The organism is Thermodesulfovibrionales bacterium (genome assembly GCA_026417875.1).
Lineage (GTDB): Bacteria > Nitrospirota > Thermodesulfovibrionia > Thermodesulfovibrionales > CALJEL01 > CALJEL01.
Map to the genome: position 1 here is coordinate 50,659 of JAOACK010000001.1, position 23,198 is coordinate 73,856.

A 23,198-nucleotide genomic window follows, 5' to 3' on the forward strand; every position below is an offset into this window, starting at 1 on the left:
TTTTATTCATGCTTGACCTTATCAGGATTTTACTCGTCTTATTCTTGATTATTCTTTTTCTAAGAAAGAAGTGGCACATCGGTGTGGTGATGTCACTTGGCGCCTTTCTGCTAGCCCTTTTTTATCTTATGCCACCTAAAAAAATAATCACAGAATCCTTTAAAACACTCACATCTCCTGTTAGTCTTAAATTGCTTCTTGCCCTTTCATTTATCAGATCCTTTGAGATGATATTAAGAGAAAAGGGATTGCTCCAGAAGATTACAGAGGCAACAGGTTCAATATTAAAAAAGAGAAAACTTGTCATTATATCCATGCCGCTACTTATAGGTATGCTTCCCTCCCTTGGTGGAGCCTATTTTTCAGCTCCAATGGTTGAGGAATCCTCAAGGGACCTTAATCTAACCAGTGAACATAAGGCATACATCAATTACTGGTTCAGACATCCCTGGGAGCTCATACTTCCTCTATATCCAGGAATTGTTCTGGCTTCTGCAGTAACAAATATTCCTTTGAGAAGCTTTATTGCGGCCAACATGCTCGTTGCTATTACAATGGTCATTGCTGGCTTTTTTATAGGACTCAAAGATATCAGAGGAAGCATCCAGTCTAAAATCAAGAAGCCCAAATTAAGTGATGTTCTTTTACCCCTTATGCCTGTTATTGCTGTAATAGGAGGGGTCTCCCTTTTTGGAATAGAACTTCACCAGGTGCTGATAGGAATTCTCATTCTGCTTATAATCTTCTATAAAGAGTCATTCAAAGGTATTTTTAGCTTACTTAAATATGGCTTTTCAAAGGATGTTTTTTTACTAATAGCTGGAGTTATGCTTCTAAAAGGCATGATGGAGGCATCAGGTGCAGTTGAAGGACTGGATAGATATTTTGTGGAAACCGGGGTGCCGGTTTTACTTATTGCCTTTATCCTGCCATTTATCGCAGGACTTCTTACAGGTCTTGTAGTTGGTTTTATAGGAAGCACATTTCCGCTCTTAATTGCAATGGCAGGTAAGGACCTCTCTATTTTAGCCTTTGCCTTTGTGTCCGGTTATGCAGGGGTATTGCTCTCACCAGTACATCTCTGTCTTGTTCTTACCAGGGAATATTTTAAAGCTGATATGGCAGGAGTTTATAAAAGACTGCTTCCAGGTATAATGCTCATGCTTCTGAGCTCAATAGCGGTATATTATGCTTTTAAATCTTAATAAACCCAGAGGTATAACCTCTCAGGATGCTGTAACTGCTGTCAAAAGGATCCTCAGGATAAAAAAGGCAGGACATACAGGAACCCTTGATCCTATAGCAACAGGCGTGCTTGTTATATGCCTTGAAAAGTCAACAAGATTTGCTGGTTATTATAGCAATCTTGATAAAGAATATATTATCACGATGAAGCTCGGAGAGAGGACAGATACCTTTGATGCAGAGGGAAAGGTAATAGACAGAAAGGAAAACTTCTCTGTATCAGAAAAAATCTTCGTGGATACCATAAAAAAATTTGAAGGAAAACAGTTACAGAAGGTGCCGTACTTTTCAGCGGCTAAAAGAGAAGGGATTCCTCTTTACAGGCTTGCAAGAAAGGGGGTGGAGTTCGAAAGACCTCTTAAGGAGGTGAATATTTATAATATTGAACTCCTTGAATTCAATCTACCCCTGATAAAAATACGAGTTAGCTGTTCAAAGGGTACATATGTAAGAACACTTGTGGATGATATCGGTCTTCATCTTGGCACCTTTGCCCATATAACAGATTTGGTGAGAACAGCAGTGGGTTTTTTTAGGATTGAGGATTCCTTCGGCCTAGAAGACCTGAAAGCAGGAAGATACAAACTCCTTCCACCAGATTCTGGTTTAACAGAATTTCCTGATATTAGGCTCAGAGAGGCACAGGCAGATGCAATAAGGCACGGAATGTTTATAGACCTCCCATCAAACATTAAATTAATAGAAGGTAATCTTGTCAGACTTTATGATGAAAAAGGATTTCTAGGTCTGGGTAAGGTCAGGGCTGGAAGGATAAAACCTGAAAGGTTGATATCTTGACTTATAATATCCATTTGAATTATCATAATTTTCTATCAAATTTCTTTTTAAGGAGTGGTTATGAAGACTGCCTTTATTAAAGAATCAGAAGTAGAAAGAAAATGGTATCTTGTTGATGCTGATGGAGCAACCCTTGGAAGGCTTGCATCCCGCATAGCCCACTATCTGAGGGGCAAGCATAAACCCACCTTCACTCCTAATGCAGATACAGGAGATTTTATAATAGTTATCAACGCTGAAAAGGTAAGACTAACAGGGAAAAAACTCACTGAAAAAATTTATTACTGGCACTCGGGTTACAGAGGCGGTCTGAAGGCAGCCACTCCAAAGGAGATACTTGAAAAGAACCCGGAAAGATTGATAAAAGATGCCGTATGGGGAATGCTACCCAAGGGAAGACTCGGAAGACAGATGTTTAAAAAACTCAAAGTTTATAAAGGTCCTGAGCATCCCCATTCTGCTCAGAAACCTGAAAAACTGGATATCAGGTAAGCGGAGGGATAGATATGAAAATTGCCTATAATGCTACTGGAAGAAGAAAAAGATCTATTGCAAGGGTATGGCTTAAACCCGGGACTGGAACTATACTTGTGAATCATCAACCGGTTGACTCCTATTTTCCAAGGGAAACTCTGAGAATGGTCATAAGACAGCCTCTTGAAATAACAGGCACATTGAATAAATATGACATATATGCACTTGTTGAGGGTGGTGGACTTTCAGGACAGGCAGGGGCCTTAAGGCATGGTATTGCAAGAGCACTCGTTAAACTTGATGCTGACCTCAAGGTGAGACTCAAGAAAGAAGGTCTTCTCACCAGAGACCCGAGAGAAGTAGAAAGAAAGAAATACGGTCAGAAAAAGGCAAGAAAGAGATTCCAGTTCTCAAAGAGGTAATCGTTCAATCTCAATACAGTATCAGATATATGTTTTCAGTTGCTATATGCGGAGGAAGTGGTTACACAGGTGTTGAACTTTTAAGACTCCTGCTACAGCATCCAGATGTAGAGATAAAAGTTCTCACATCTGAAAAATCAGCAGGTAAAAAAATTTATGAGGTCTTTCCGCACCTGAAAGGAATTTCTGATCTCACCCTTGAACCACTTGAAAAGGAAAGTATAAAAGACAGGGCTGATATATTTTTTCTTGCTCTTCCTCATGGAACATCTCAGGAAGTAGCAGATTATCTGATCAAAAATGGCAAAAAGGTTATAGATCTCTCAGCAGACTATAGACTGAAAGATCCTAATATTTATGAACAATGGTATAAAACACCCCATAGATTCGTTGATACTCTTTCGCAGGCTGTCTATGGATTACCTGAATTATACAGAGAAAAGATTAAAAAAGCCTCTCTCATAGCAAATCCAGGTTGCTATCCAACAGGTGCAATACTTGCCCTTTATCCAGCATTAAAGGCTGGTATTATTGATGAAAGCACAATCATCATAGACGCCAAATCAGGAGTATCAGGAGCTGGAAGGAAAGCAGAGCTCAATTATTCTTTTTCAGAGGTGAATGAATCATTCAGAGCATACGGTATAACAAATCACAGACATACTCCTGAAATAGAACAGATAATTAACGAGATATCAGGTAGATCTGTAAGAATAAATTTTACACCCCATCTCCTTCCCCTAGACAGGGGGATACTCACAACAGCCTATGTAAAACTTAAAAAAGATATCTCAGAGGATGATATACTTCACCTCTACAGAGAAGCATATAAAATGGAGTTATTTATAAGAATTACTGATCATCTTCCTGACATAAAATATGTAAGGGGTATAAACTTCTGTGATATTAAACCGGTGGTGAATAAAAGAACAGGCACGCTAATAGTGGTGTCAGCAATAGATAACCTTGTGAAGGGCGCAGCCGGTCAGGCAATACAGAACATGAACATTATCCTCGGCATCGAAGAGACAAAAGGACTGAGAGGTATCTCGCTTTTCCCATGAGTATAAAGATACCAAGAGGTTTTAAATTTGCGGTAACAGAGGCTGCTATAAAAAGGCCTGGCAGGAAAGATCTCGCCCTTATCTACTCAGATGTGGAGGCTACTGCTTTTGCAGTTTTCACAAAGAATCTAATCAAGGCAGCTCCTGTTAAGATCGCAATGAAAAAAATTCCCTCCCAGAAAGCAAGAATTATTATTGCAAACAGTGGTAATGCAAATGCCTGTACAGGAAAAAAAGGTCTGGAAGATACCCAGGAGATTATAAGGCTGATATCAAAGGGGCTCGGAGTGGATGAACGATATATCTATCCTGCTTCAACTGGCGTTATAGGAATCCCGCTACCCATGGAGAGAATAAAATCTGCTATTCCGGGTCTGATAGCCGGTCTCGGCAGGTCAACCTTTGAGGATGTTGCGAGAGCCATAATGACAACTGATACCTTTCCAAAATACATATCCACTGAACTTAAGATCGGTACCGAGACAGGAACAATCTCAGCTATTGCTAAAGGTGCTGGCATGATAAACCCCTCAATGGCCACCATGCTATGTTTTATTATCACTGATCTATCTGTTGAAAGAATCAGCCTGGCAAAGGCTTTAAAGGAAGCAGTTGACCTTACCTTTAACAGGATTACCATTGATGGCGCAACCTCAACAAATGATATGGTTATGATCATGGCAAACTCCCTTGCAGGAAATGATACAATAACATTAAAATCCAGATTTTACAAAGATTTCAAAAACTCCCTTATTTCTGTCACAGAAGAGCTTGCAAGGATGATTGTTAAAGACGGTGAAGGTGCAACGAAGAGTATAAAGGTTATTGTAAAGGGAGCGACTAGCAAAAAAGATGCAGAACTTGCAGCAAGGGCAGTAGCCAATTCCCTGCTTGTAAAAACAGCTCTCTATGGAAATGATGCAAACTGGGGAAGGATAATGGCAAGTTTGGGTGCATCAGGAGCAAAGGTCCTGGAAGAACGTATTGATATATATTTTAATCATCTTCAGATTGTAAAAAGGGGTCTGAGTGCAGGGAATGATTCTACCGCAAATGAACTACTTAAGACTTCAAAAGAGCTTAATATAATTATAGATCTCGGCGTCGGTCAGGAGGACTTCACGGTGCTGACCTGCGACCTTTCTGAAGATTATGTAAGAATAAACGCCACATACAGGACATAGTTTCAATTTATAAATGGAGGTTCTTTATTTAAAAAAAACTTCACGCATTCTTTCAGGCCATCTGTGGGTTTTTAAACAGGAAATAGATAGTTCAATAAAAAATTATAAACCAGGCTCTATTGTTGAGCTCAGGGACAGAAAAGAACAATTCCTGGGTATCGGTTATATCAATCCTTATTCTAATATTGCTGTACGGGTCCTCACAAGAAGAAAAGAAAAAATAAATTCTATTTTTTTTGAAAAAAGGATCAGGGAAGCCATTTCTTACAGAGAAAGATTTTTGCCTGATACAGAGTCATGCAGGCTAATATATAGCGAATCCGATCTCCTTTCAGGTCTTATAGTGGATAAGTACTCTGACTGGCTTGTTATCCAGAGTCTTACAGCAGGTATGGATAGGTTCCTTCCTCAGATAATCGAAATCCTTGATACCTTAATAAAACCTTCTACCATATTTGTTAAAAATGACGCTCCCTCAAGGGTTCTTGAGGGTCTTGAATTAAAAACAGAGTTTCTGAAAGGCACAGGAGAATCCTTTCCGGTGATTAGAGAAGGCCATATACTCTTAAAAATTGACCCTGTTCACGGTCAGAAGACAGGTTTTTTTCTTGACCAGAGAGAGAACAGATTAGCCCTTTCAGATTTTATAAAAGGAGGAAAGGGGCTTGATCTTTTCTGCTACACAGGTGCCTGGGGACTGCAGCTTGCAAAAAATGGAGCACATGTGCTCTTTATTGATGACTCGGAGAGAGCACTCTCACTGGCAAAGGAAAATGCAGAACTGAATGGGCTTTCTGAAAGATGCACTTTTCTAAAAGCTGATGTCTTTGACTTTCTCTCAAAACATTCTGATGAAAAATTTGATTTCATTGTTCTTGATCCGCCTGCCTTTGTTAAGACAAAGACAAAGATAGAAGAGGCCCTGAAGGGCTATAGATTTATCAACAGCACTTGTATGCGACTTCTTAAAAAAGATGGAATACTTGCAACATCCTCATGCTCCCATCATATATCAAGAGAACTCTTTTTTGACTTATTAAGACAAGCAGCAAGGGGTGCTGGAAGGACAATAAGATTGATTGAATTCCGCTCACAGGCAAAGGATCACCCGGTGCTACTCCATGTTCCTGAAACAGAATACCTCAAGTGTGCAATTCTTCAGGTTTTATAAGTCTTTGATTTTTAGCAATTTTTTAGACTTTCTAAAATTATAATTTGATATAATCTAAACTTAATGCTTGACAATTAGCTAAATTTCTGATATTAATATAATCAAACGCCTCGTTACCTCCCCTTAGGCTGCCTGTCCAATTCCCACGGACGGTAGCCTCTTTTTTATGATAAGGTTGATAAATTATACTTTCTTGTTCCCAGACCCAGTCTCTCAGCTTCCTCTATCTGAAGGATATAAGGTTTTTTATGAAGACCAAGGAGTATATCATCACCAGGCTTTATACCCATGTCCTCTGCAAGTGACTGCGGTAAAGGGGCTTTTCCGGTGATAAGGTCAAGGCTTGCCTGCTCAATTGCGACTATATCATCGGAAATAAGGATACCCTGATCCTGAATTACTGGCACCTCAGCAGCCGGCATGCAGTCACACTCAGGCTGAATCTCTGTAAGAAAATTAATATAAATAACCTTTCCGGGCTTGAAGGTGCTGAGAACTGCCATGGCAGCCTCTGCAAGAGACCTCATAAAAAGCTCATCATCTCCTGGAAGCATAAGTGCTCCCTCAGGACATACCCTTGTACACCTGCCACATCTCCAGCACCTTTCATCATCATAGGAGAATTCACCCTCTTTAAATTCAATACACTCAAGAGGACATATCTCCTCGCACTGAAGACAGAGCTCGCATTTCTCTTTATCCCATATAAGCATCCCCTCTCCTATGGTATGCATTGCACCCCTTCCGCATTTCCAGCCGCAGTGTCTGTGAGCACCACTCACAGCACCCATAGCGAGGTTTTTAATAGCACCTCCGAAACCTGCATTTATATGACCCTTAAAATGGCTGCAAACCACCATGGCAGGAACGTCATAAATTACAGAGGCAACAGCAATCTCTCCAAGTATCTCACCAGCCTTAACCATAATATTGTCATTTCCGTAAAGTCCGTCAGCAAGCACCACAGGTGCACCGCAGGAAAGATGATTTATTCCATTCTGGTTTGCCACCTCAAGATAATCAAGACCCTTTATCCTCACAGTGTCAGTTATAAAAGGCTTTGCACCGATACTCTTCAGGCCCTCTACTACCTTTCTCAGAAAAACAGGTCTTACTATTCTGTGAGCTCCGTCAGAACCAAAATGGGTTTTTATGGCAACCCATTCACCCTTTTCAAAGTAATTATTGAGATTTATCTCTTTAAGAAGTCTTTCAAGTTTACCGGGAAGGCTTTCTGAATATTTCCATTTCTTAACCCTTGCAGAAGCAAAATAAACATTAGCGACCTTTTCAGCCATTTTTTTCCCCCGAAAGTTTATTGTAAATAATCCCGATTAAGAAACCGCTAACAAGACCATCAACGAAACCATAGATAAGCCCGAGAAAACTTCCAAGAGGACTTATTCTGTAACCAGGATATATAGAACCTGCAAGCACTTCAAGAAAAAGCTTTCCATATCCGGTGTAATAGGAAAGCCAGGTAGTAATGAATAGAGATAATCCCCATACAATACCTATACTCATTCCAATATAAAGAGGTCTAAGTTTCATGACAGCCTCCAGATGTAAGGGTTTTATGTATATTATTCTGTTCCATCTCCCTTTTTGAGAGATTAAAATAACCTATTCTAAGCTGTGGAAATTGCATCCTGAGACTTTCTATTAAATTCTTTATTCCCATAGCATGGCCTGAAGGTCTCTTAATATGTTTCATATATAAATAGGGATCTATAGAAAGATTTCTCATCTGTATAAGGTCAATTCCGGTTTCACCAATTAATCTTATGAGCCCATTGACCTCCTCATCTCTGTCAGTGTAACCAGGAAATACAAGAAGGTTTATGCTCGTGAAAAGTCCGGCTTTCTTTGAAACCCTCAGAGACTCGATTACATCTTTGAATGTATACCCTTTTGGTCTGTAATAGGCATTGTATCTATCCTCTATTGTTGAATTAAGGCTTATCCTTATACTCTGGAGTCCTGCATCAGCAAGTCTTTTTATCTTTTCAGGAGAATATCCATTAGTATTTAGATTTATTATCCCTTCCTCTGTCTCCTTTCTTATCAATCTTATTGCCTCCTCTATTATATCAGCCTGTAGCAATGGCTCTCCCTCACACCCCTGTCCGAAACTAACAATTGCATCTTCTCCATATTTAAGGTGTGGTACACATATATCCCTTATCTCTTCAGGTGATGGAACGAATTTTATCCTCTCCTGAGATGCACAGCATTCACCTTCCTGATGGGAAAGACAGCCTATGCATCTGGCATTACAGCCTGGTGAGGTCGGAACCGGCGCCTCCCATCTCTGAAAGAATACATTCTTTGCTGCAAAGCAATGATACTCTAAAGCACATCTTTTAAGATGCCTGAGGAGTCTGTTATCCTTATATTCAGAAAGTCTCTTTTGTATAAGGGGCAGAAGTTTTCTGTCGTCATGAAGCATTGGATCGGCCTTTCTGTGCCAGGCTACCTTCACTGCAGCAGCATGAAACCTTCCTCTGTACCAGGCAATTGCAGTATAGGACCAGAGGGGAAGGACAGTAGATTTTCTCTGTTCATAGGCAGGTAACATAGTCCTTGTATAACCCGGAGGGAGAAAGGCAGCAACTGCCATAACACCCTCAATGCTTACGAGCCGTTTATCTCTGTAGGCAACAGGAACTGAATCAGGTATATAGAAAAATTTTGTACCCTCTGGAACAGGTATAAGGTCTGAAGGCTCAAGAGGCAAAAAATATCCTCCTGACATTCCTGCAGCCCTATAATCCTCTATTTCGTATATATTTCCCCTGGAGCCTGTAATTACAGGAAGTGGATAGTCTTTACTGCTCTTTAAGGCTCCTGTCATAGAGTTCCTTACTTGATAGATTATAATGTTCAGCAACTGTCTTTACAGCCTCTTTTCTTCCCATACCCTGTTTCATTAGCACCTTAACCTCTTCAAGAGCCTCTTCAAAAGAAGAAAGAATTTTACCACTTCCCTCAAGGACTATCACATATTCACCAGCAACTACAGATTCAAGAAGTTTTGAATAAACCTCCTGAATACTACCCCTGAATACCTGTTCATGAATCTTTGTTAATTCTTTGAAAATAGCGACCCTTCTTTCTCCACCAAAGACCTCCAGAAAATCCTCTACTGTCTCCAGAAGCCTGTGTGGTGCTTCATAAAATACCAGTGTTCTTCTTTCAAATTTAAGCAATTCAAGTTTCCTGATTCTTTCTGCCCTTCTGGGAGGGAGAAAACCACAGAAAGTAAACTCCTCTGTAGGAAGTCCTGAGATACTCAGGGCTGCTATAAGGGCAGAAGCTCCAGGAACAGGTACAACAGTAAGACCTTCATCTATTGCCCTTCCAATAAGCACAGCACCGGGGTCTGATATACCCGGAGTACCAGCATCAGATATGAGGGCAACAGATCTTCCCTGCTTGAGAAGGTTAATTATCTCATCTGAACGAACCTTCTCCCTTTCACTCCAGTAACTGAGAAGAGGCTTTTCTATATCATAATGATTCAGAAGCTTTAAAGAATGCCTCGTATCCTCAGCAGCGATAAAATCAACATCTTTTAGAACCCTGAGAGCCCTCAGAGTAATGTCTTCAAGATTTCCTATTGGTGTAGCAACTATGTAAAGGACACCAGGCATTATTTCTTTGTAAAGGAATCCCTGAATCTCGTTAGCCACATTATATGGCTCTTTTCTTCATTTATTATCTCATCAACAATCTCCTTTTCTTTCACTGCATCCCTGATACCATGGAAATAAAGCAGTGTCTCCTTTTCAAAACCTATTGCAAATTTCACAGCATCTTCAACGGTCTTTATATTAGCCATTGATGGAAGAGATTTATTCTTTCCAAGGAAGAACTCTGACTCCACTATAGCTCTCATATAGGCAGAAATATCTTCCCATCCCTCGGGTTCTGAATCTCCAGTGATCTCAAGCAGCTCTCTAAATGTCTTTTCGTGTCTTAATTCTTTTTCAGCAAGGATATCAAAAAGCTTCCTGAGCTCTTCCTGGTCCTTGAATCTCTGGGACATCTGAGTGTAAAAGTCATAACCAAGTTTTTCTGTCTGGACTGCCTGTTCAATAACCTCATGGACTGTAAATGCCATGGTAACCTCCTATCAATAGAAATTATTGTCCTGATTGCTCAGGAATGAATGCCTTTCTCAATCTTTTATCAATCTTTATAATCTCCTCCGGATTATCACCGCTAAGCTCCCAGGAATATCTTCCCTGTATATCTCTCTTCAGTTTTATTTTAACAGGTTTTTCAGGCCTGACCTGCTGGACCTGAGGAAGGGTTTCAATCCTTAATTCCCTGTCTGACTCTTTCACCTGCTCTTCCGAGCATCCTGAGAAAATGAGAAATAGAGAAATAATGATAAAAATATTCTTCATCAGAAACTCCTATATGCGTTGGTTATTGGGAATCGCCTGTCTTTTCCCAGGGCACGGCGGGTTATCTTTATACCAGGAGGAGATTGTCTTCGTTTGTATTCACTCCTGTCAACCATTCTTATAATATTCTTAACGCATTCTTCAGAACATCCTGCCACTATTATCTCATCAAAGCTCCTGTCCTCTTCTATATAAGCCTTGAGTACAGGGTCAAGCAAATCATAGGGTGGTAGGGTATCAGTATCCTTCTGACCGGGTCTCAATTCCGCTGATGGCGGTTTTATAAAAACCCTCTCAGGTATTACAGGGGATTTTGAGTTTCTCCACCTTGCAAGCCTGTACACCATAGTTTTGGGTACATCCTTTATTACCGCAAAACCACCAGCCATATCACCGTAAAGTGTTGCATAACCAACACTGAGCTCTGATTTATTCCCTGTGGTGAGAACCAGATGACCGAATTTATTAGAAAGGGCCATCAGCAGGTTACCCCTTATCCGGGCCTGGATGTTTTCTTCTGTTACATCCTCTGGAAGATCCTTGAAAATAGATCTTAATTCAGCAATATAAGATCCAAAGATATCTGTAATGGAAAGCTCTATAAGCTTTATATCAAGATTCCTCACAAGCTCCTCAACATCCTCCCTGCTTTCAGAGGATGTATATTGAGAAGGCATGAAAACACCTGTGACCCTTTCCTTTCCGAGGGCGTCAACAGCAATGGCTGCTACAAGGGAAGAATCTATTCCTCCGCTCAGACCTATTAAAACGCCTTTAAATCCATTCTTGTTTACATAGTCAGCTGTGCCAAGAATAAGGGCTCTGTATATCTCTTCTTCCTCATCAAGCAAGGCTGGAAGTGATGGGACCTCCCTGAGCTTTTCTCTAAAAGGTATTTCTCTTTCAATCCTTATAAGCTCAATCCTGTTTTCCTTAAGTCCAGCAACAGCCTGCCTTCTCCTAATATCCTTCAGCCGTCTTGTAAAGACAGATTCCACATTAAGATCAACCACAAGCAGTACCTCTTCAAACTGGGCTGCCCTTGCAATAACCTTACCCGTCTCATCAATAACCATGCTACCACCATCAAAAACAAGCTCATCCTGACCACCAACTGCATTTACATAGCACACCACTGCTGAATTATCCAGAGCCCTTGTAGAAAGCATCCTTTCCCTTTCAATTATTTTTCTCCTGTGATAGGGTGAGGCATTGATATTAATAAGCAACTCAGCACCGTGCAGCGCCTGAATTGTTGGAGGTCCATCAGGATACCAGATGTCTTCACAGATACTCACTCCAAAGACTATATCACCCACCCTGTAAACCGGCCTTCTCGAACCAGTCTGGAAATACCTGAACTCATCAAAGACTCCGTAATTGGGAAGATAATTTTTGTGATAAACATCAACAAGTCTTCTGTTATGGATTATTGCCGCTGCATTGTATATATCATCTGATCTGTTTACGAATCCAACTACAGCAATAATATCACCTGTAGATGAAACTATCTCATAAAGTGCTTCCATATTATCTTTTATAAACTGCGGTTTTAAAAGAAGATCCTCAGGAGGATAACCTGTAATAGACAGCTCGGGAAAGGCAACGATATCAGCACCTCTTTCAACAGCTTTATTAATGTAAGCCTTTATCTTTCTGACATTTCCTTCAAGGTCACCAACCGTAGTATTTATCTGCGCAAGAGCTATTCTAACTATCTTCATAATGGTTATTATACCAGAAAAAAAGATGGGCATGACTTTTATAAAAAAGTTAAGAGACTTTCTGAATATTAAGTTTTTTGTCTCGCTCTTGAGACCTTGAGAACAGATCATCTTAGATTCAGAGAAAAATGGAATGACTGTCTAAAGTCTTTACAGAGCTACAGAATTTATTATTCAATTGATAATAGCCTCATTCACAATGGAAATGAATTTTGAGGTGTGATTAATGAACCAGATAAGAATAAAAAAAATTTCAATACCCCTGAATATTAAGCAATTTCACTAAGTTTCCCGGAGCTCATATGAAATCTTTTTGAAGCATGTCGCGCCAGTTCACTGCTGTGTGTTACAAGAATAAAGGTTATGCCCTTTTCCGTGTTAAATCTCTCAAATAATGTCATCACCTCCTTTTCTGTCTCCTCATCAAGGTCACCTGTTGGTTCATCGGCAAGTACAAGCTCCGGGTCATTTATAAAAGCCCTTGCTATGGCAACCCTTCTCTGCTGGCCACCTGAAAGCTGTGATGGATAGGCATTCATTTTGTCCTTTAGCCCAACAAGTGCTAATAGGTCCTTTGCCTTTGAAACAAGACCTGTTCTTCGTTCCTTTAAAAATATTGCAGGAAGCAGTACATTCTCAAGGCTTGTAAGTGTGGGTATTAAACTTGAAAACTGATATACAAAGCTGACCTTTTTATTTCTGTATTCTGAAAGTTCATCATCACTTAGATTAAGTATTTCTATTCCATCAATAACAATGCTTCCTGAATCAGGTTTTGTTAATCCTCCGATGAGACTCAAGAGTGTGGTCTTTCCACTTCCTGAATGACCAACAATAGATGCAAACTCTCCTTTCTTTATATTAAATGTCACATTATCAACTGCCTTTATCTCTTCAGAGCCAATGAAATAATGTTTTGAAAGATTCTTTACATCAATAAACATGCTTAAATCTCATCACAGCTGAAAGCATGGTATACATAATATTCTACCTTCCTTAAGTCTTGCCTTTGGCTCAGCAACCTTTTCTCCACAGACCTCACACCTTACACTCCTGTATATTTTTGCCTCCTTTGGAAGTTCAATTTTTACCTTTGTCAACTTCATTATCTCTTCATCAGTAGCATCTAGTATTGCTGCTAGCTTCTTTGCCTTTCTTGAGTGGACTATTTTGAGTACATCCTCTGAACGATCTCCCTCTGAATACCTCCTCCATGCTTCCCTCTCCTCGGCTGACTCCTCGGGCGGTATGTAATCAATTGATATCCTCACACCCTCACCAGATGGTCTCTTTACAATAGTATAAACCTGTTTTCCATAATCATTAAATATTAGATTTCCCTTTCCAAAGGTGCATCCTGTAATAACCTGTATTGCATCAACTGCACAGGAATCATTCTCCACAATGGCAACAATCTCCTCATCAGAAGAGCCCTGCTCAAGACCAAGTTCCTTTAAGGCCCTCAAGCCAACCCTGTAACCAAGGGCAAGGCCAGGACAGCTGTGACCGTGAAATTTCACCACATCATCATAGGATTTCATTGAATCCTCCCAAAAGGATATAGCTACTCATCAATATCACTTTTGAGAAATATACCAAGAAGGTTAAGGATCTGTCAATTTATCAATAGCCTTAATTGCCTATAGAAATCTATGATATTCACTTACAACACTAAAGGGGTGTGAATGTAAATTAGCTAAGTGAGTTTTAAAAAAAGATTATTTCGGTCGGTGCTTAAAACTTCAGTGATATTTCAGGATACAAAGGTCTTCTAACATTAATCAAATCTCTCATTTCAAAAAATCAAGGAGTGAACCTGAAAGGATTCTTGATGATGCAAGTCTCAGTGCCTCAAGGGCTGTTTCTGCCTTTTTTATCTCCACTGCAACCTCTGTAAGGTTGGCATCTTCTGTAATTGAAAGATTATTTTTTATATTATTCAAAAGGTTCTTTACCCTCTCTGTCTCCTGTGATAAAAAGACCTGCCTTGTAGCATTTTCAGATTGCTTCTCAAGGATCTGAACCCTTGCGTCATCTATCAGAAAGGAGAGAACCTCTATTCTGTGCATTGCCTTAGCTTCACTTATTGATGAACCATCAATGTCCTCATACCTCCAGGCATAACTCAGGACATTTGCCATGTCCATTATATTTGTTACTGTGAATATGTCATGTTCGGGATCTCCGGTTACTCCTATTTCAATTGTAATTGTGTTGACACCGCTTACGGGGTCAAGGCTCTCAACATAATTTACCGGAGTTCCGTCAGAAAGCCTGGCCGGATTCATCCCTCTCAGGGTGGTGCTGAAGACCTTTGAACCAGGTATATTTACAGATAGATAGGAATCATTACTCAAAGGAATATTTAACTCACCAGAGTCTCCCTGATATTCATATCTTCGGGTTGCAGGATTATACACAAAGGACTCCTTAGAGGTTTTGAAACCAGAAAAAATATACCTTTCGGATAATCTGCTATTTGACAACTGTAGCAGGTAATCCCTCAACATCGCAGCCTGTCGTGAATTAAACTCCCTGTCCTGAGGATCTGATGGATTGATTCCTGAAGAAGTGAGTTTCCTGAGTTTTACAAGAGTGTCTGCTGCTGAGCTGAGTATCCTGTCAGTGAACTTGAACTGGAGGTCTCCTGATGTACTGTTTCTTATTAGCTGCTCTAAAAAAGATATACTGACCCGGTAATCAATTGCTCTTGATGAGCCTGTAATGTCATCAGAAGGTTTAAGAATCTTTTTCCCGGTTGCAAGTTCCTCATTTCTCCTCGAAAGCTCTTCAAGAGAGCTCTGGAGTCCTTTCCTTAACTGCTCATAAATCATCAGTGAGGTGATCCTCATGTTATCCTCATAGATTTATTATTGTTTCAAGGAGTTCATCAGCCACTTTTATCACCTTTGCTCCGGCCTCAAAAGCCCTCTGAAACTTTATAAGGTTCACTGCCTCCTCATCAAGGGATACACCTGAAAGGGCTTCTCTCTGCTTAATTATCTCATCCATAAGATTCTGTTCAAACCTCATACTGTCCTGAGCTGTTCTGCTCAAAGTTGCAGTTGTGCTAACGAGCTCTCTGTAGTAATCAATGAATGTGGCTCCACCAAGGGATGAAAGGGGTGTCTGGAAGATATTGAGAATGTACAGGCCGTTAATATTATCAGAGGGAAGGGACGAGGAAGAAGACGAGACAGCAATCTTCAGGGCATCCACAGTTATCTTTGCATCTGTCAAAATATTCTTCAAAGGACTTATTACTATCCTTTCATCGTGGAGCACTGCTCCTGAGATTGAGATATCTATACCTTCAAAGCTTATTGTATTGCCGGACACATAAGGACCACTTGTTATAAGAGAACCAGTCTGAAGAGAACGGACATAATAATTAGTAGAGTCAAAGCTTATCTCGTATTCATCAAGCGTAAGCTGTGTTATATCAGATATATTAGCAGTGGCTGCAGCATTCTTTGTGTAATTGTCAATATGCAGGCTTAATGGTGTAAAGAAGTTATTTCCCGTGCTACCATCAAGTCCATAACCCTGCCTGTGCTGTAGGTTTATCTCCTTTATTATTGACGCAATAAGCCTTCTAAAACCAGATAACTGATACCTCTCAATATCTGACCTTGATGAAAGGAGTCCTCCAAGTTCTCCGGATATTATGGTCTCTGTAATGTCCTGTCCTGATACATAAATCCTTCTTTTACCATCAGTACTTATTGCAGATGAAATTCGGTAAGCCTTCTCCCTCTCTACAAGAGGGAATGTACCATGGGTAACTGTTATGGAGCCATTGTCTTCCTCATAATAGCTTACGTTAATCAATCCTGAAAGCTCTCTTAATAATCCCTCTCTCTGATCTCTAAGATCATTTGCCCTGTGAGAAAGACCTGACTCTACCTGAAGAATCTTGCCATTCAATTCCCCTATTTTTGAAATAAGGCTGTTTATCCTATCTATAGAAACTCCGATTGATACCTCTATTTCCTTCAGTATATCCTTAACAGAACCCTCCATCTCCTTTGCCACATTCAAAAAGGTCTGTGCCTTGGAGATTAAAAGGTTCCTGGCAGGAAGGGATTCAGGAGATGTGACTACCTCCTGCCAGGCATTAAAAAACTCCTGGAGGGCACCAGAGAGTCCTAAATTCTTTATATCATTAAATGTTGTTTCTATTCTTGACATGGTATTACTCAGGATTCTTGACATGCCCAGTCTCTGTTCCTGAATAAAAAGCTGATTGTATATAAATCTATCAAAATGTCTTTTTATACCGGCTACCCTGACACCCCTACCCAGAAATCCTCCATCTGTGAAAACAGGACTGGATGTCTCAAGGATGATCTCCTGTCTGTTAAAACCGGGAGTGTTTAAATTTGCTATATTATGACCTGTAACATAAAGGCCGAGCTGACTGGAAAAGAGCGCTGATTTTCCTATGTCAAACAATCCGAAGATAGACATCCTACGCCTCCCTGCTAAAGTCCCTCTCTACTCTCACACCAAAGGAATCAAGTAGGGATGAAGCACCTCTTATATAGTTTAGGGTGCGTTCAATCAGAACTCTGTTAAAATCATTCAGTTCAGATATGGCCTGCGTGAGGGAGAGCAGTCCTGACCTTAATCTCAAAAATTCCTCATCACCTGTAATTTCATAAAGCTTTCTAAGGTTCAATTCCTTTTCTGTTTTGATCTTCTCTTTAAGCCTTCTCAGTAGCCTTATCCTTTCTTCCTCAAGAAGTCTCAGTCTCATCACCATGAGGTCTTTCTCTTTTGCGAGCCCCTCAATCTCAGAGGATCTGAGGTCAGTAAGACAGATCCTCTCTTTCTGGAGTATCTCTTTAAGTGCATGATAACCGAGAACCTGCTGTCTCAGGATATCCTTTATAAGTTCAAGTTCGCTCATAGCTCCCTTAATATCTTCTCTGCAAGCTTTATTGAATCAACCATGTATTTACCGCTCTTTATTGCCTCCCTCAATTCATCAATCTTCTGCTGTCTTATCTCTGGAAGGCTCTTGAGTTCTTCCATCAACCTGGCTGCCTCTTTTGCCCTTTCCGAGATATCAACTCTGTCGTTTCTCAGTGATTGGGAAACTTCTTTTTTCTGGATATTGATAGTCTGTTGCTCTGAGATCTTTTTTAGTTCCTGACCTGATACCTGTGAATTTAAAGGCCTTTCTCCGTGAATCTTCATTAAAATACCTCCTTTTTGAACAGGTCTTTTGTTTTATTAATCGGCATCAGGCCACCCTGTCTTTAATTTTAAAAAACCTTTCAGGATCAATGGGTTTATCATCAAGAAAGACCTCAAAATGAAGATGGGCGCCGGTAGAAAGTCCTGAACTTCCAACCTCTGCAATAATGTCACCTGCTTTAACCCTATCACCTTCTTTAACCATATTTTTTCTGTTATGAGCGTATCTTGTTAGAATTCCATCTCCATGATCTATAACAACAAGGTTTCCGTAGCCGTCCGTATATCCGCTGAAGATAACTTTGCCATCCCTGACAGCCCTTACAGGAGAACCATAAGGAGCAGCAATGTCGATCCCTTTATGAAGGCTCCATTTACCTGTTAAAGGATGAAGCCTTTCGCCAAATTTAGAGGTCACAGCTCCATCTGCCGGCAGAACAGGATTTGAGTTTAAGTCCAATCCCGTGGATAATAGAGGAGAATTTAGAAGCTGTCTCTCTATTACCTTCTGAAGACCGGTACCCCTTTCAGCAAGTAATTTTGATAGCTCAAGGTCAAAGAGAGAAGTGTATACATCCTTCTGAAGAGAGTCCTGAGAACCTACAGTCCTTCTCATTATCTTGAGGAGCTCATAGAGAAAAAGTGACTCAAGCTCCTTAGAAACTTCTCTTATATTTCTTCTCCCTTCCTGTGGCTCTAAGGATCTGCCGGTCTGGTGCTCTATTAAATGATTTATCCTCATATTAAACTCACATTATCTCAATCTCGGCTCTAAGTGCACCTGCACTTTTAAGGGCCTGAAGTATTGCTATCAGGTCTCTTGGTGTTACTCCTAGGGCATTTAGAGCCCTTATGATCTCACCAAGTGTTGCTCCAGATACTTCCACAAGTGATGCCTTCTCTTCCTCTACCTTCACTTCTTTTTCAGGAACGACAACTGTTTCTGCGCTTTCGGGTGCAAGAGGAGGTGGCTGGGAAACCCTGTATGTAGTCTTTATCTCTATGGTTAGATTTCCATGGGCAATTGCAACAGGTGCGAGCTTCACATTCTCACCAATCACAACAGTGCCTGTTCTCTCATTTATAACGACCTTTGCTGAATTGTCAACCCTTATATCTATGCCTTCTATAAGTGAGAGGAATTCCACAGGCCTTTCTCTGTATTGCTCCGGAAATCTTATTTTTACAGATGTTGAATCCTGAGCAATTGCTGTCTCATTACCGAAGAATTCGTTTATCTTATTAGCAATCTCATAGGCTGTTGAAAAATCAGGTCTCAGTAAAAAGAGCCTTATATTTCCGTCAGCTGAGAGTGTAAAGTCTGGCTCTCTTTCTATTATCACTCCTTCAGGGATCTTTCCCGCTGTCGGGTGGTTTTTCTGAACCCTTGTACCACCGCCTCCACCTGTAAAACCTCCGATGGAGACAGGGCCCTGGGCAAGGCCATAGACCTTGCCATCAGGACCTCTCAAGGGGGTGAGTAGGAGGGTTCCACCCTGGAGACTCTTTGCATCTCCAATGGTGGAGACGAGGGCATCCACCCTCATCCCTGGTTTTGGGAAGGGTGGCAAGAGGGCTGTAACAATAACCGCTGCTGTATTCTTCGCCTTTATGTCAGAAGGTCTTACTGTAATACCCATCCTCTGGAGCATATTCGCAATGGCCTGCATAGTGGCAATACCCTTGTCACCACTGCCATCAAGACCAACTACAAGCCCATAACCTATTAGCTGGTTCTCCCTGTATCCTTCAAACCTTGCTATATCCTTTATACGTTCAGCATGTAAAAGAGGAGGATTAAGGACCAAGGTTAAGAGTAGTAAGAAGATTGAAGTCCTTATCCTTAATAATTTTTCCCTTAAGTCTTTAATGCTTAAAATGGCCATATCTTATCCAGTATCCTTACAAGCCATCCTGGTTTCTGCTTATCCTGAAGCACACCTTTACCGACAAAGTATATCTCTGTATCCGTAAGTCTTGTGCTCAGGATTGTATTATCCACTGCTATATCATCAGGTCTTGCCATTCCCTTAAGAATGAAAATCTGTTTTTCATTATTTATTACAATCTCCTTCCTTGCCTCAAGTATCAGATTTCCATTCGGCATGACCTCAACAACCTTTGCGGTGATTGTGCCTATGAGTCTGCCCTGTCTGTTTGTCTCACCGCTACCCTTGAAATCATCCTTCATTCCACCTTTGACAGATGGGCTGAAGGTATATCCCTGACCGTAAAAATTCCTTAAATTAAGGTTAAGAGGAGCACCAAAAAACTCATCAACTCCAGCCTCAAGGCTTGAATCCCTCTTTGTAGATGTATCTGCCTTTCCTGAACCGGCTATGTTCTCCATCACCTTAATGGTCACTATATCATTGAGTCTTCTTGCCTTCAGATCTTCAAAAAGTGCACCTCCGTCTGTCCAGAGGGAGTTTCTTGTTTTCTCTATTGCTGACTCTTCTTTATTAACATATTTTGGCGGAGGAGGCGGCAGGCTGGGCGTGGCACAGCTACAGATTATCAGCGCAGTAAAACAATAGAGCAAAAGCGAATTTTTTATTGTTTTTTTAATTTTAAATCCTGAATATTCCGACCTGTATCCTCTATCATGCCCAAACTGTCTGATGACTCTATCTCTCATCTAAAACTCCACCCTCATTGTATTCTCATCGATAAGGATACCTGATACTGTCTTCTTTGTCAGGAGATTAATTGCCCTGGCATATCCGCCTACAACAGCATTTTCTCTTAATTCTCCTGGCACCGAGATTCTGAAGTTAAGGGATTCAGCAATTATTAATATCTTCTTACCCCTTTTAATAGAATCCTTCCCTGCAAGCATTCCATCTGTAATTATGACTCCCGGTGCCAGGTTTCTGTTGACGATTTTGCCTGTAATATCATGGGGCTCTTGGAAGGCTCCCTGAGGTATTCTCCTTAGGTCAGCAAGCCTTGATGTTAAATCCTCTTCAGTAACAGGAAATCCTCTCTTCAATGGTCTTCTGCTCACAACTACCTTTCTGAGCAGGGTTATCCTTGCATTAGCCCTTATACTTTTTCCGTCAGCCATCTTTATATTAAAGATTGTTAGACCCTGAGGAGTCTCTTCTATTTTTATATCAACTGCCTGACTGGTTAAAGGAGCCGAAAACCTCAGGTTCTCTATTTTCACATCATCACAGTTATAATACTTTATGAGAGCCTCCCTCAATATTTCCTCTACTCCTTCACTGCCGAAGGACAAGGTGTAGGAGAGGATAAGGAATGATATCACTATCAAGGGATATCTCATCTCTACCTCTTAAGATTATTCACTGCCTGCAACATCTCATCTGAGGCCTGGACTGCCTTTGAATTTATCTCATAGGCCCTCTGGCTTATAATCATATTCACCATCTCTTCTACAATATTTACATTGCTCATCTCAAGAAATCCCTGAGCAATTGTTCCCATACCCTCCGAACCCGGAATGCCTGTAATTGCCTCTCCTGATGATGCCGTTGGTATAAAAAGATTCTTTCCCACTGGCATGAGACCGGCAGGATTTGTGAATTTTGCTATCTCTATCTGGCCGATCTCTACTGGTGTAGCACCTCCAGACTGAAGCACTGTAATCTTTCCATCAGAACCTATTGTGATACTTATAGTATCAGCAGGTACTGTGATAGCTGGCTCAAGAGGATATCCTTCAGAATTTACTATTCTTCCCTCGCTGTCAAGCTTAAAGGCACCAGCCCTTGTATATGCTATTGTCCCATCGGGCATTACTATCTGGAAAAAACCATCTCCCTCTATAACCATATCAAGGCTGTTACCTGTCTGGATAAAATCTCCCTGCGTGAATATCTTCTGAACAGCTACCGGCCTTACACCAAGTCCTATCATTATGCCTGATGGTATCTGGAGTCCTTCTGCAGAGGTGGCACCCGGAGATTTTATGGTCTGATACATAAGGTCTTGAAAGTCTGCCCTGCTCTTCTTGAAACCCACTGTATTTGCATTTGCAAGATTATTTGCTATTACATCAAGATTAAGCCTCTGTGCCTCCATACCTGATGCTGATATAAAAAGGGACCTCAACATAATTACCTCCTTTTCAGAATTTTATATCCTTGCCATTTCATTGTTTATCTTCCCAGCTGCCTCATCAAGGGTCTGTATTGCCTTCTGGAAGGTCTCAAACTCCCTCATTGTTGAAATAAGTTTTACCATCTCTCTGACTATCTCTACATTTGAGCCTTCTATATATCCCTGAAGGATTCTTGATGAAGAGGCTCTTCCAGAAGTATTATTCACTGTCTCGTATAAACCTTCACCAGCTCTCTTTAATGCGCTGGGGTCATCGAAATCAACGATCTTAAGTTTATCAATCATGTTCCCATCAACGTATATACTTCCATCTTCTTTAATCTCTACCTCTCCCTCAGATATCCGGACTGGACCGTTATTCCCCATAACTTTCCTGCCAGTGGAGGTTACAAGATAACCTTCATCTGTCTTTCTGAGGTCTCCCCTTCTCGTATAAAAACCTCCCTCAAGGCTAAGAAAACCCTTTCCCTCAATTGCTATATCGAGAATCTTTCCCGTATTAATAAAAACTCCTGGTGTAAACTGGACAGACATATTGCTAAGATAGGTCATTATCCTTGAATCATCCTGTTCTTTACTTATGAGATAATCTCTGAAGGAAATATTTGCAGATTTATAACCCGGGGTATCAGAATTTGCAATGTTCTCTGAAAGAAGCTCAAGCTCCCTCTGTTTCATCAATGCTCCTGAAAGGGCTATATAAATTCCTTTATGCATGCCAAATGATTTAGCAAATCTGATGCCAGAGAAAAAAAATTATTATTTGTTGAAAAATAAAAAAATTTTTTTTAAAAAAGAACTGAAGTTTTAAAACTGTCGGGAATCTGACAGGAAATTTTTTCCCTGAGGATAATTTTTGCACAGTCTTAGCACAAGCTCAACCTCCCCTGAGGGGATTTTGAGGCTCGAGGCAATATCGTCAATCTTCAAACCCTTTCTGTAGAGAGAGATGATCTCCTCCTTTCTAATATCCCTCTGGTGAAGCTCCTCAGCCTTCTGAATTAATACCTTCAGGGCATCAATCTTCTGCTCAACTTTTTTTTCAATTGTTTTAAGTTCACTGATCTTTCTGTCAATTCTTTTGATCACAAGCTCACCTATCTCTCTGAGCTCTCTTGACTCACTGGTTCGATCACCTATTTTTAAAAATCTCTTTAACATAAAATACCTCCTGCCCTGATTTAATATTTCAGGAACTTTTTAAAGAAAAAGCGCATTCTCTTAATAATGACTCCCCTTTTAATAGTTCAATTTAAAAATCTACCATCCGGAAGTCGCCTCAGACCTTTATATCCACCTTTCCTTCTTTTGCTTTTGCCTGAAAGGCATCCGGTCTCTTCTTCTGCTTCTTTTTCTGCTGTGTCTCCTGTCTCTGTGTGGCACTTCCTGATGGATTTATTGATTCCACCTTCATAG

At 40.5% G+C, this 23,198-nt stretch carries 28 protein-coding genes; 7 read left to right on the forward strand and 21 right to left on the reverse strand.

Annotated elements, in window-relative coordinates; all coding sequences use genetic code 11:
- Positions 1-8 precede the first annotated feature (8 nt).
- Genes N2257_00290 through N2257_00320 form a run of 7 tightly spaced genes read left to right on the forward strand, consistent with a single transcriptional unit; the run spans position 9 to position 6,358 of the window.
- Positions 9-1,205 carry a DUF401 family protein gene (locus N2257_00290; GenBank protein MCX7792834.1) on the forward strand — a complete coding sequence of 399 codons (1,197 nt, stop codon included), beginning with the start codon at positions 9-11 and terminating at the stop codon, positions 1,203-1,205.
- Positions 1,189-2,043 (forward strand): tRNA pseudouridine(55) synthase TruB, encoded by an 855-nt coding sequence (gene truB, locus N2257_00295; GenBank protein MCX7792835.1) that lies wholly within the window; start codon positions 1,189-1,191, stop codon positions 2,041-2,043. The genes N2257_00290 and truB overlap by 17 nt, the downstream gene beginning before the upstream one ends.
- Positions 2,044-2,103: 60 nt before the next feature.
- Positions 2,104-2,535 carry a 50S ribosomal protein L13 gene (rplM, locus tag N2257_00300; GenBank protein ID MCX7792836.1) on the forward strand — a complete coding sequence of 144 codons (432 nt, stop codon included), beginning with the start codon at positions 2,104-2,106 and terminating at the stop codon, positions 2,533-2,535.
- Between the two features lie 14 nt (positions 2,536-2,549).
- Positions 2,550-2,939: a 30S ribosomal protein S9 gene (rpsI, locus tag N2257_00305; GenBank protein ID MCX7792837.1), complete on the forward strand. Its 390-nt coding sequence runs from the start codon at positions 2,550-2,552 to the stop codon at positions 2,937-2,939.
- Positions 2,940-2,968: 29 nt separating this feature from the next.
- Entirely contained in the window at positions 2,969-4,003 is a 1,035-nt protein-coding gene (gene argC / locus N2257_00310) for an N-acetyl-gamma-glutamyl-phosphate reductase (GenBank protein MCX7792838.1), read from the forward strand.
- A complete protein-coding gene (gene argJ, locus N2257_00315) occupies positions 4,000-5,187 on the forward strand; it encodes a bifunctional glutamate N-acetyltransferase/amino-acid acetyltransferase ArgJ (GenBank protein ID MCX7792839.1) in 1,188 nt (395 codons plus the stop codon). Before argC ends, argJ begins: the two co-directional genes overlap by 4 nt.
- Before the next feature lie 13 nt (positions 5,188-5,200).
- Positions 5,201-6,358, forward strand: a complete 1,158-nt coding sequence (locus tag N2257_00320) for a class I SAM-dependent rRNA methyltransferase (GenBank protein MCX7792840.1) — start codon at positions 5,201-5,203, stop codon at positions 6,356-6,358.
- Between the two features lie 164 nt (positions 6,359-6,522).
- Here the strand turns inward: N2257_00320 and N2257_00325 are convergent, their stop codons facing one another.
- The 21 genes from N2257_00325 to N2257_00425 form a co-directional block, all read right to left on the reverse strand.
- The gene (locus tag N2257_00325) at positions 6,523-7,656 is read right to left on the reverse strand and encodes a DUF362 domain-containing protein (protein MCX7792841.1); all 1,134 of its coding nucleotides are present in this window, start codon (positions 7,654-7,656) and stop codon (positions 6,523-6,525) included.
- Entirely contained in the window at positions 7,649-7,909 is a 261-nt protein-coding gene (locus N2257_00330) for a bacteriophage holin (GenBank protein ID MCX7792842.1), read from the reverse strand. Before N2257_00330 ends, N2257_00325 begins: the two co-directional genes overlap by 8 nt.
- Positions 7,899-9,212 (reverse strand): radical SAM protein, encoded by a 1,314-nt coding sequence (locus tag N2257_00335; protein MCX7792843.1) that lies wholly within the window; start codon positions 9,210-9,212, stop codon positions 7,899-7,901. Before N2257_00335 ends, N2257_00330 begins: the two co-directional genes overlap by 11 nt.
- Positions 9,187-10,050 carry a 16S rRNA (cytidine(1402)-2'-O)-methyltransferase gene (gene rsmI, locus N2257_00340; protein ID MCX7792844.1) on the reverse strand — a complete coding sequence of 288 codons (864 nt, stop codon included), beginning with the start codon at positions 10,048-10,050 and terminating at the stop codon, positions 9,187-9,189. Before rsmI ends, N2257_00335 begins: the two co-directional genes overlap by 26 nt.
- Positions 10,011-10,481 (reverse strand): ferritin family protein, encoded by a 471-nt coding sequence (locus N2257_00345; GenBank protein ID MCX7792845.1) that lies wholly within the window; start codon positions 10,479-10,481, stop codon positions 10,011-10,013. The genes rsmI and N2257_00345 overlap by 40 nt, the downstream gene beginning before the upstream one ends.
- A 22-nt stretch (positions 10,482-10,503) precedes the next feature.
- Entirely contained in the window at positions 10,504-10,770 is a 267-nt protein-coding gene (locus N2257_00350; protein MCX7792846.1) for a hypothetical protein, read from the reverse strand.
- Positions 10,770-12,494 carry an NAD+ synthase gene (locus N2257_00355; protein MCX7792847.1) on the reverse strand — a complete coding sequence of 575 codons (1,725 nt, stop codon included), beginning with the start codon at positions 12,492-12,494 and terminating at the stop codon, positions 10,770-10,772. Before N2257_00355 ends, N2257_00350 begins: the two co-directional genes overlap by 1 nt.
- Positions 12,495-12,763: 269 nt before the next feature.
- On the reverse strand, positions 12,764-13,438 hold the full coding sequence (locus N2257_00360) for an ABC transporter ATP-binding protein (GenBank protein ID MCX7792848.1): 675 nt from the start codon (positions 13,436-13,438) through the stop codon (positions 12,764-12,766).
- A gap of 12 nt (positions 13,439-13,450) precedes the next feature.
- Positions 13,451-14,035 carry an FmdE family protein gene (locus N2257_00365; protein ID MCX7792849.1) on the reverse strand — a complete coding sequence of 195 codons (585 nt, stop codon included), beginning with the start codon at positions 14,033-14,035 and terminating at the stop codon, positions 13,451-13,453.
- A 249-nt stretch (positions 14,036-14,284) separates the two neighbouring features.
- Positions 14,285-15,346: a hypothetical protein gene (locus N2257_00370; GenBank protein MCX7792850.1), complete on the reverse strand. Its 1,062-nt coding sequence runs from the start codon at positions 15,344-15,346 to the stop codon at positions 14,285-14,287.
- A gap of 7 nt (positions 15,347-15,353) precedes the next feature.
- The gene (gene flgK / locus N2257_00375) at positions 15,354-16,964 is read right to left on the reverse strand and encodes a flagellar hook-associated protein FlgK (GenBank protein ID MCX7792851.1); all 1,611 of its coding nucleotides are present in this window, start codon (positions 16,962-16,964) and stop codon (positions 15,354-15,356) included.
- Between the two features lies 1 nt (position 16,965).
- A complete protein-coding gene (locus tag N2257_00380) occupies positions 16,966-17,406 on the reverse strand; it encodes a flagellar protein FlgN (protein ID MCX7792852.1) in 441 nt (146 codons plus the stop codon).
- Positions 17,403-17,696: a flagellar biosynthesis anti-sigma factor FlgM gene (gene flgM / locus N2257_00385; GenBank protein ID MCX7792853.1), complete on the reverse strand. Its 294-nt coding sequence runs from the start codon at positions 17,694-17,696 to the stop codon at positions 17,403-17,405. Before flgM ends, N2257_00380 begins: the two co-directional genes overlap by 4 nt.
- 46 nt (positions 17,697-17,742) lie before the next feature.
- Positions 17,743-18,438, reverse strand: coding sequence for a peptidoglycan DD-metalloendopeptidase family protein (locus N2257_00390; GenBank protein MCX7792854.1), 696 nt, complete (start codon positions 18,436-18,438; stop codon positions 17,743-17,745).
- A gap of 7 nt (positions 18,439-18,445) precedes the next feature.
- Complete coding sequence (locus N2257_00395; protein ID MCX7792855.1) at positions 18,446-19,504, reverse strand: flagellar basal body P-ring protein FlgI; 1,059 nt, start codon at positions 19,502-19,504, stop codon at positions 18,446-18,448.
- 65 nt (positions 19,505-19,569) lie between these two features.
- Positions 19,570-20,334 carry a flagellar basal body L-ring protein FlgH gene (locus N2257_00400; GenBank protein ID MCX7792856.1) on the reverse strand — a complete coding sequence of 255 codons (765 nt, stop codon included), beginning with the start codon at positions 20,332-20,334 and terminating at the stop codon, positions 19,570-19,572.
- Positions 20,335-20,985, reverse strand: a complete 651-nt coding sequence (gene flgA, locus N2257_00405; protein ID MCX7792857.1) for a flagellar basal body P-ring formation chaperone FlgA — start codon at positions 20,983-20,985, stop codon at positions 20,335-20,337.
- A 2-nt stretch (positions 20,986-20,987) separates the two neighbouring features.
- Positions 20,988-21,776, reverse strand: a complete 789-nt coding sequence (flgG, locus tag N2257_00410; GenBank protein MCX7792858.1) for a flagellar basal-body rod protein FlgG — start codon at positions 21,774-21,776, stop codon at positions 20,988-20,990.
- A gap of 21 nt (positions 21,777-21,797) precedes the next feature.
- The gene (flgF, locus tag N2257_00415; protein ID MCX7792859.1) at positions 21,798-22,499 is read right to left on the reverse strand and encodes a flagellar basal-body rod protein FlgF; all 702 of its coding nucleotides are present in this window, start codon (positions 22,497-22,499) and stop codon (positions 21,798-21,800) included.
- Between the two features lie 90 nt (positions 22,500-22,589).
- Positions 22,590-22,943: a cytochrome P450 gene (locus N2257_00420; GenBank protein MCX7792860.1), complete on the reverse strand. Its 354-nt coding sequence runs from the start codon at positions 22,941-22,943 to the stop codon at positions 22,590-22,592.
- 118 nt (positions 22,944-23,061) lie between these two features.
- Positions 23,062-23,196, reverse strand: coding sequence for a hypothetical protein (locus N2257_00425; protein ID MCX7792861.1), 135 nt, complete (start codon positions 23,194-23,196; stop codon positions 23,062-23,064).
- Positions 23,197-23,198 lie beyond the last annotated feature (2 nt).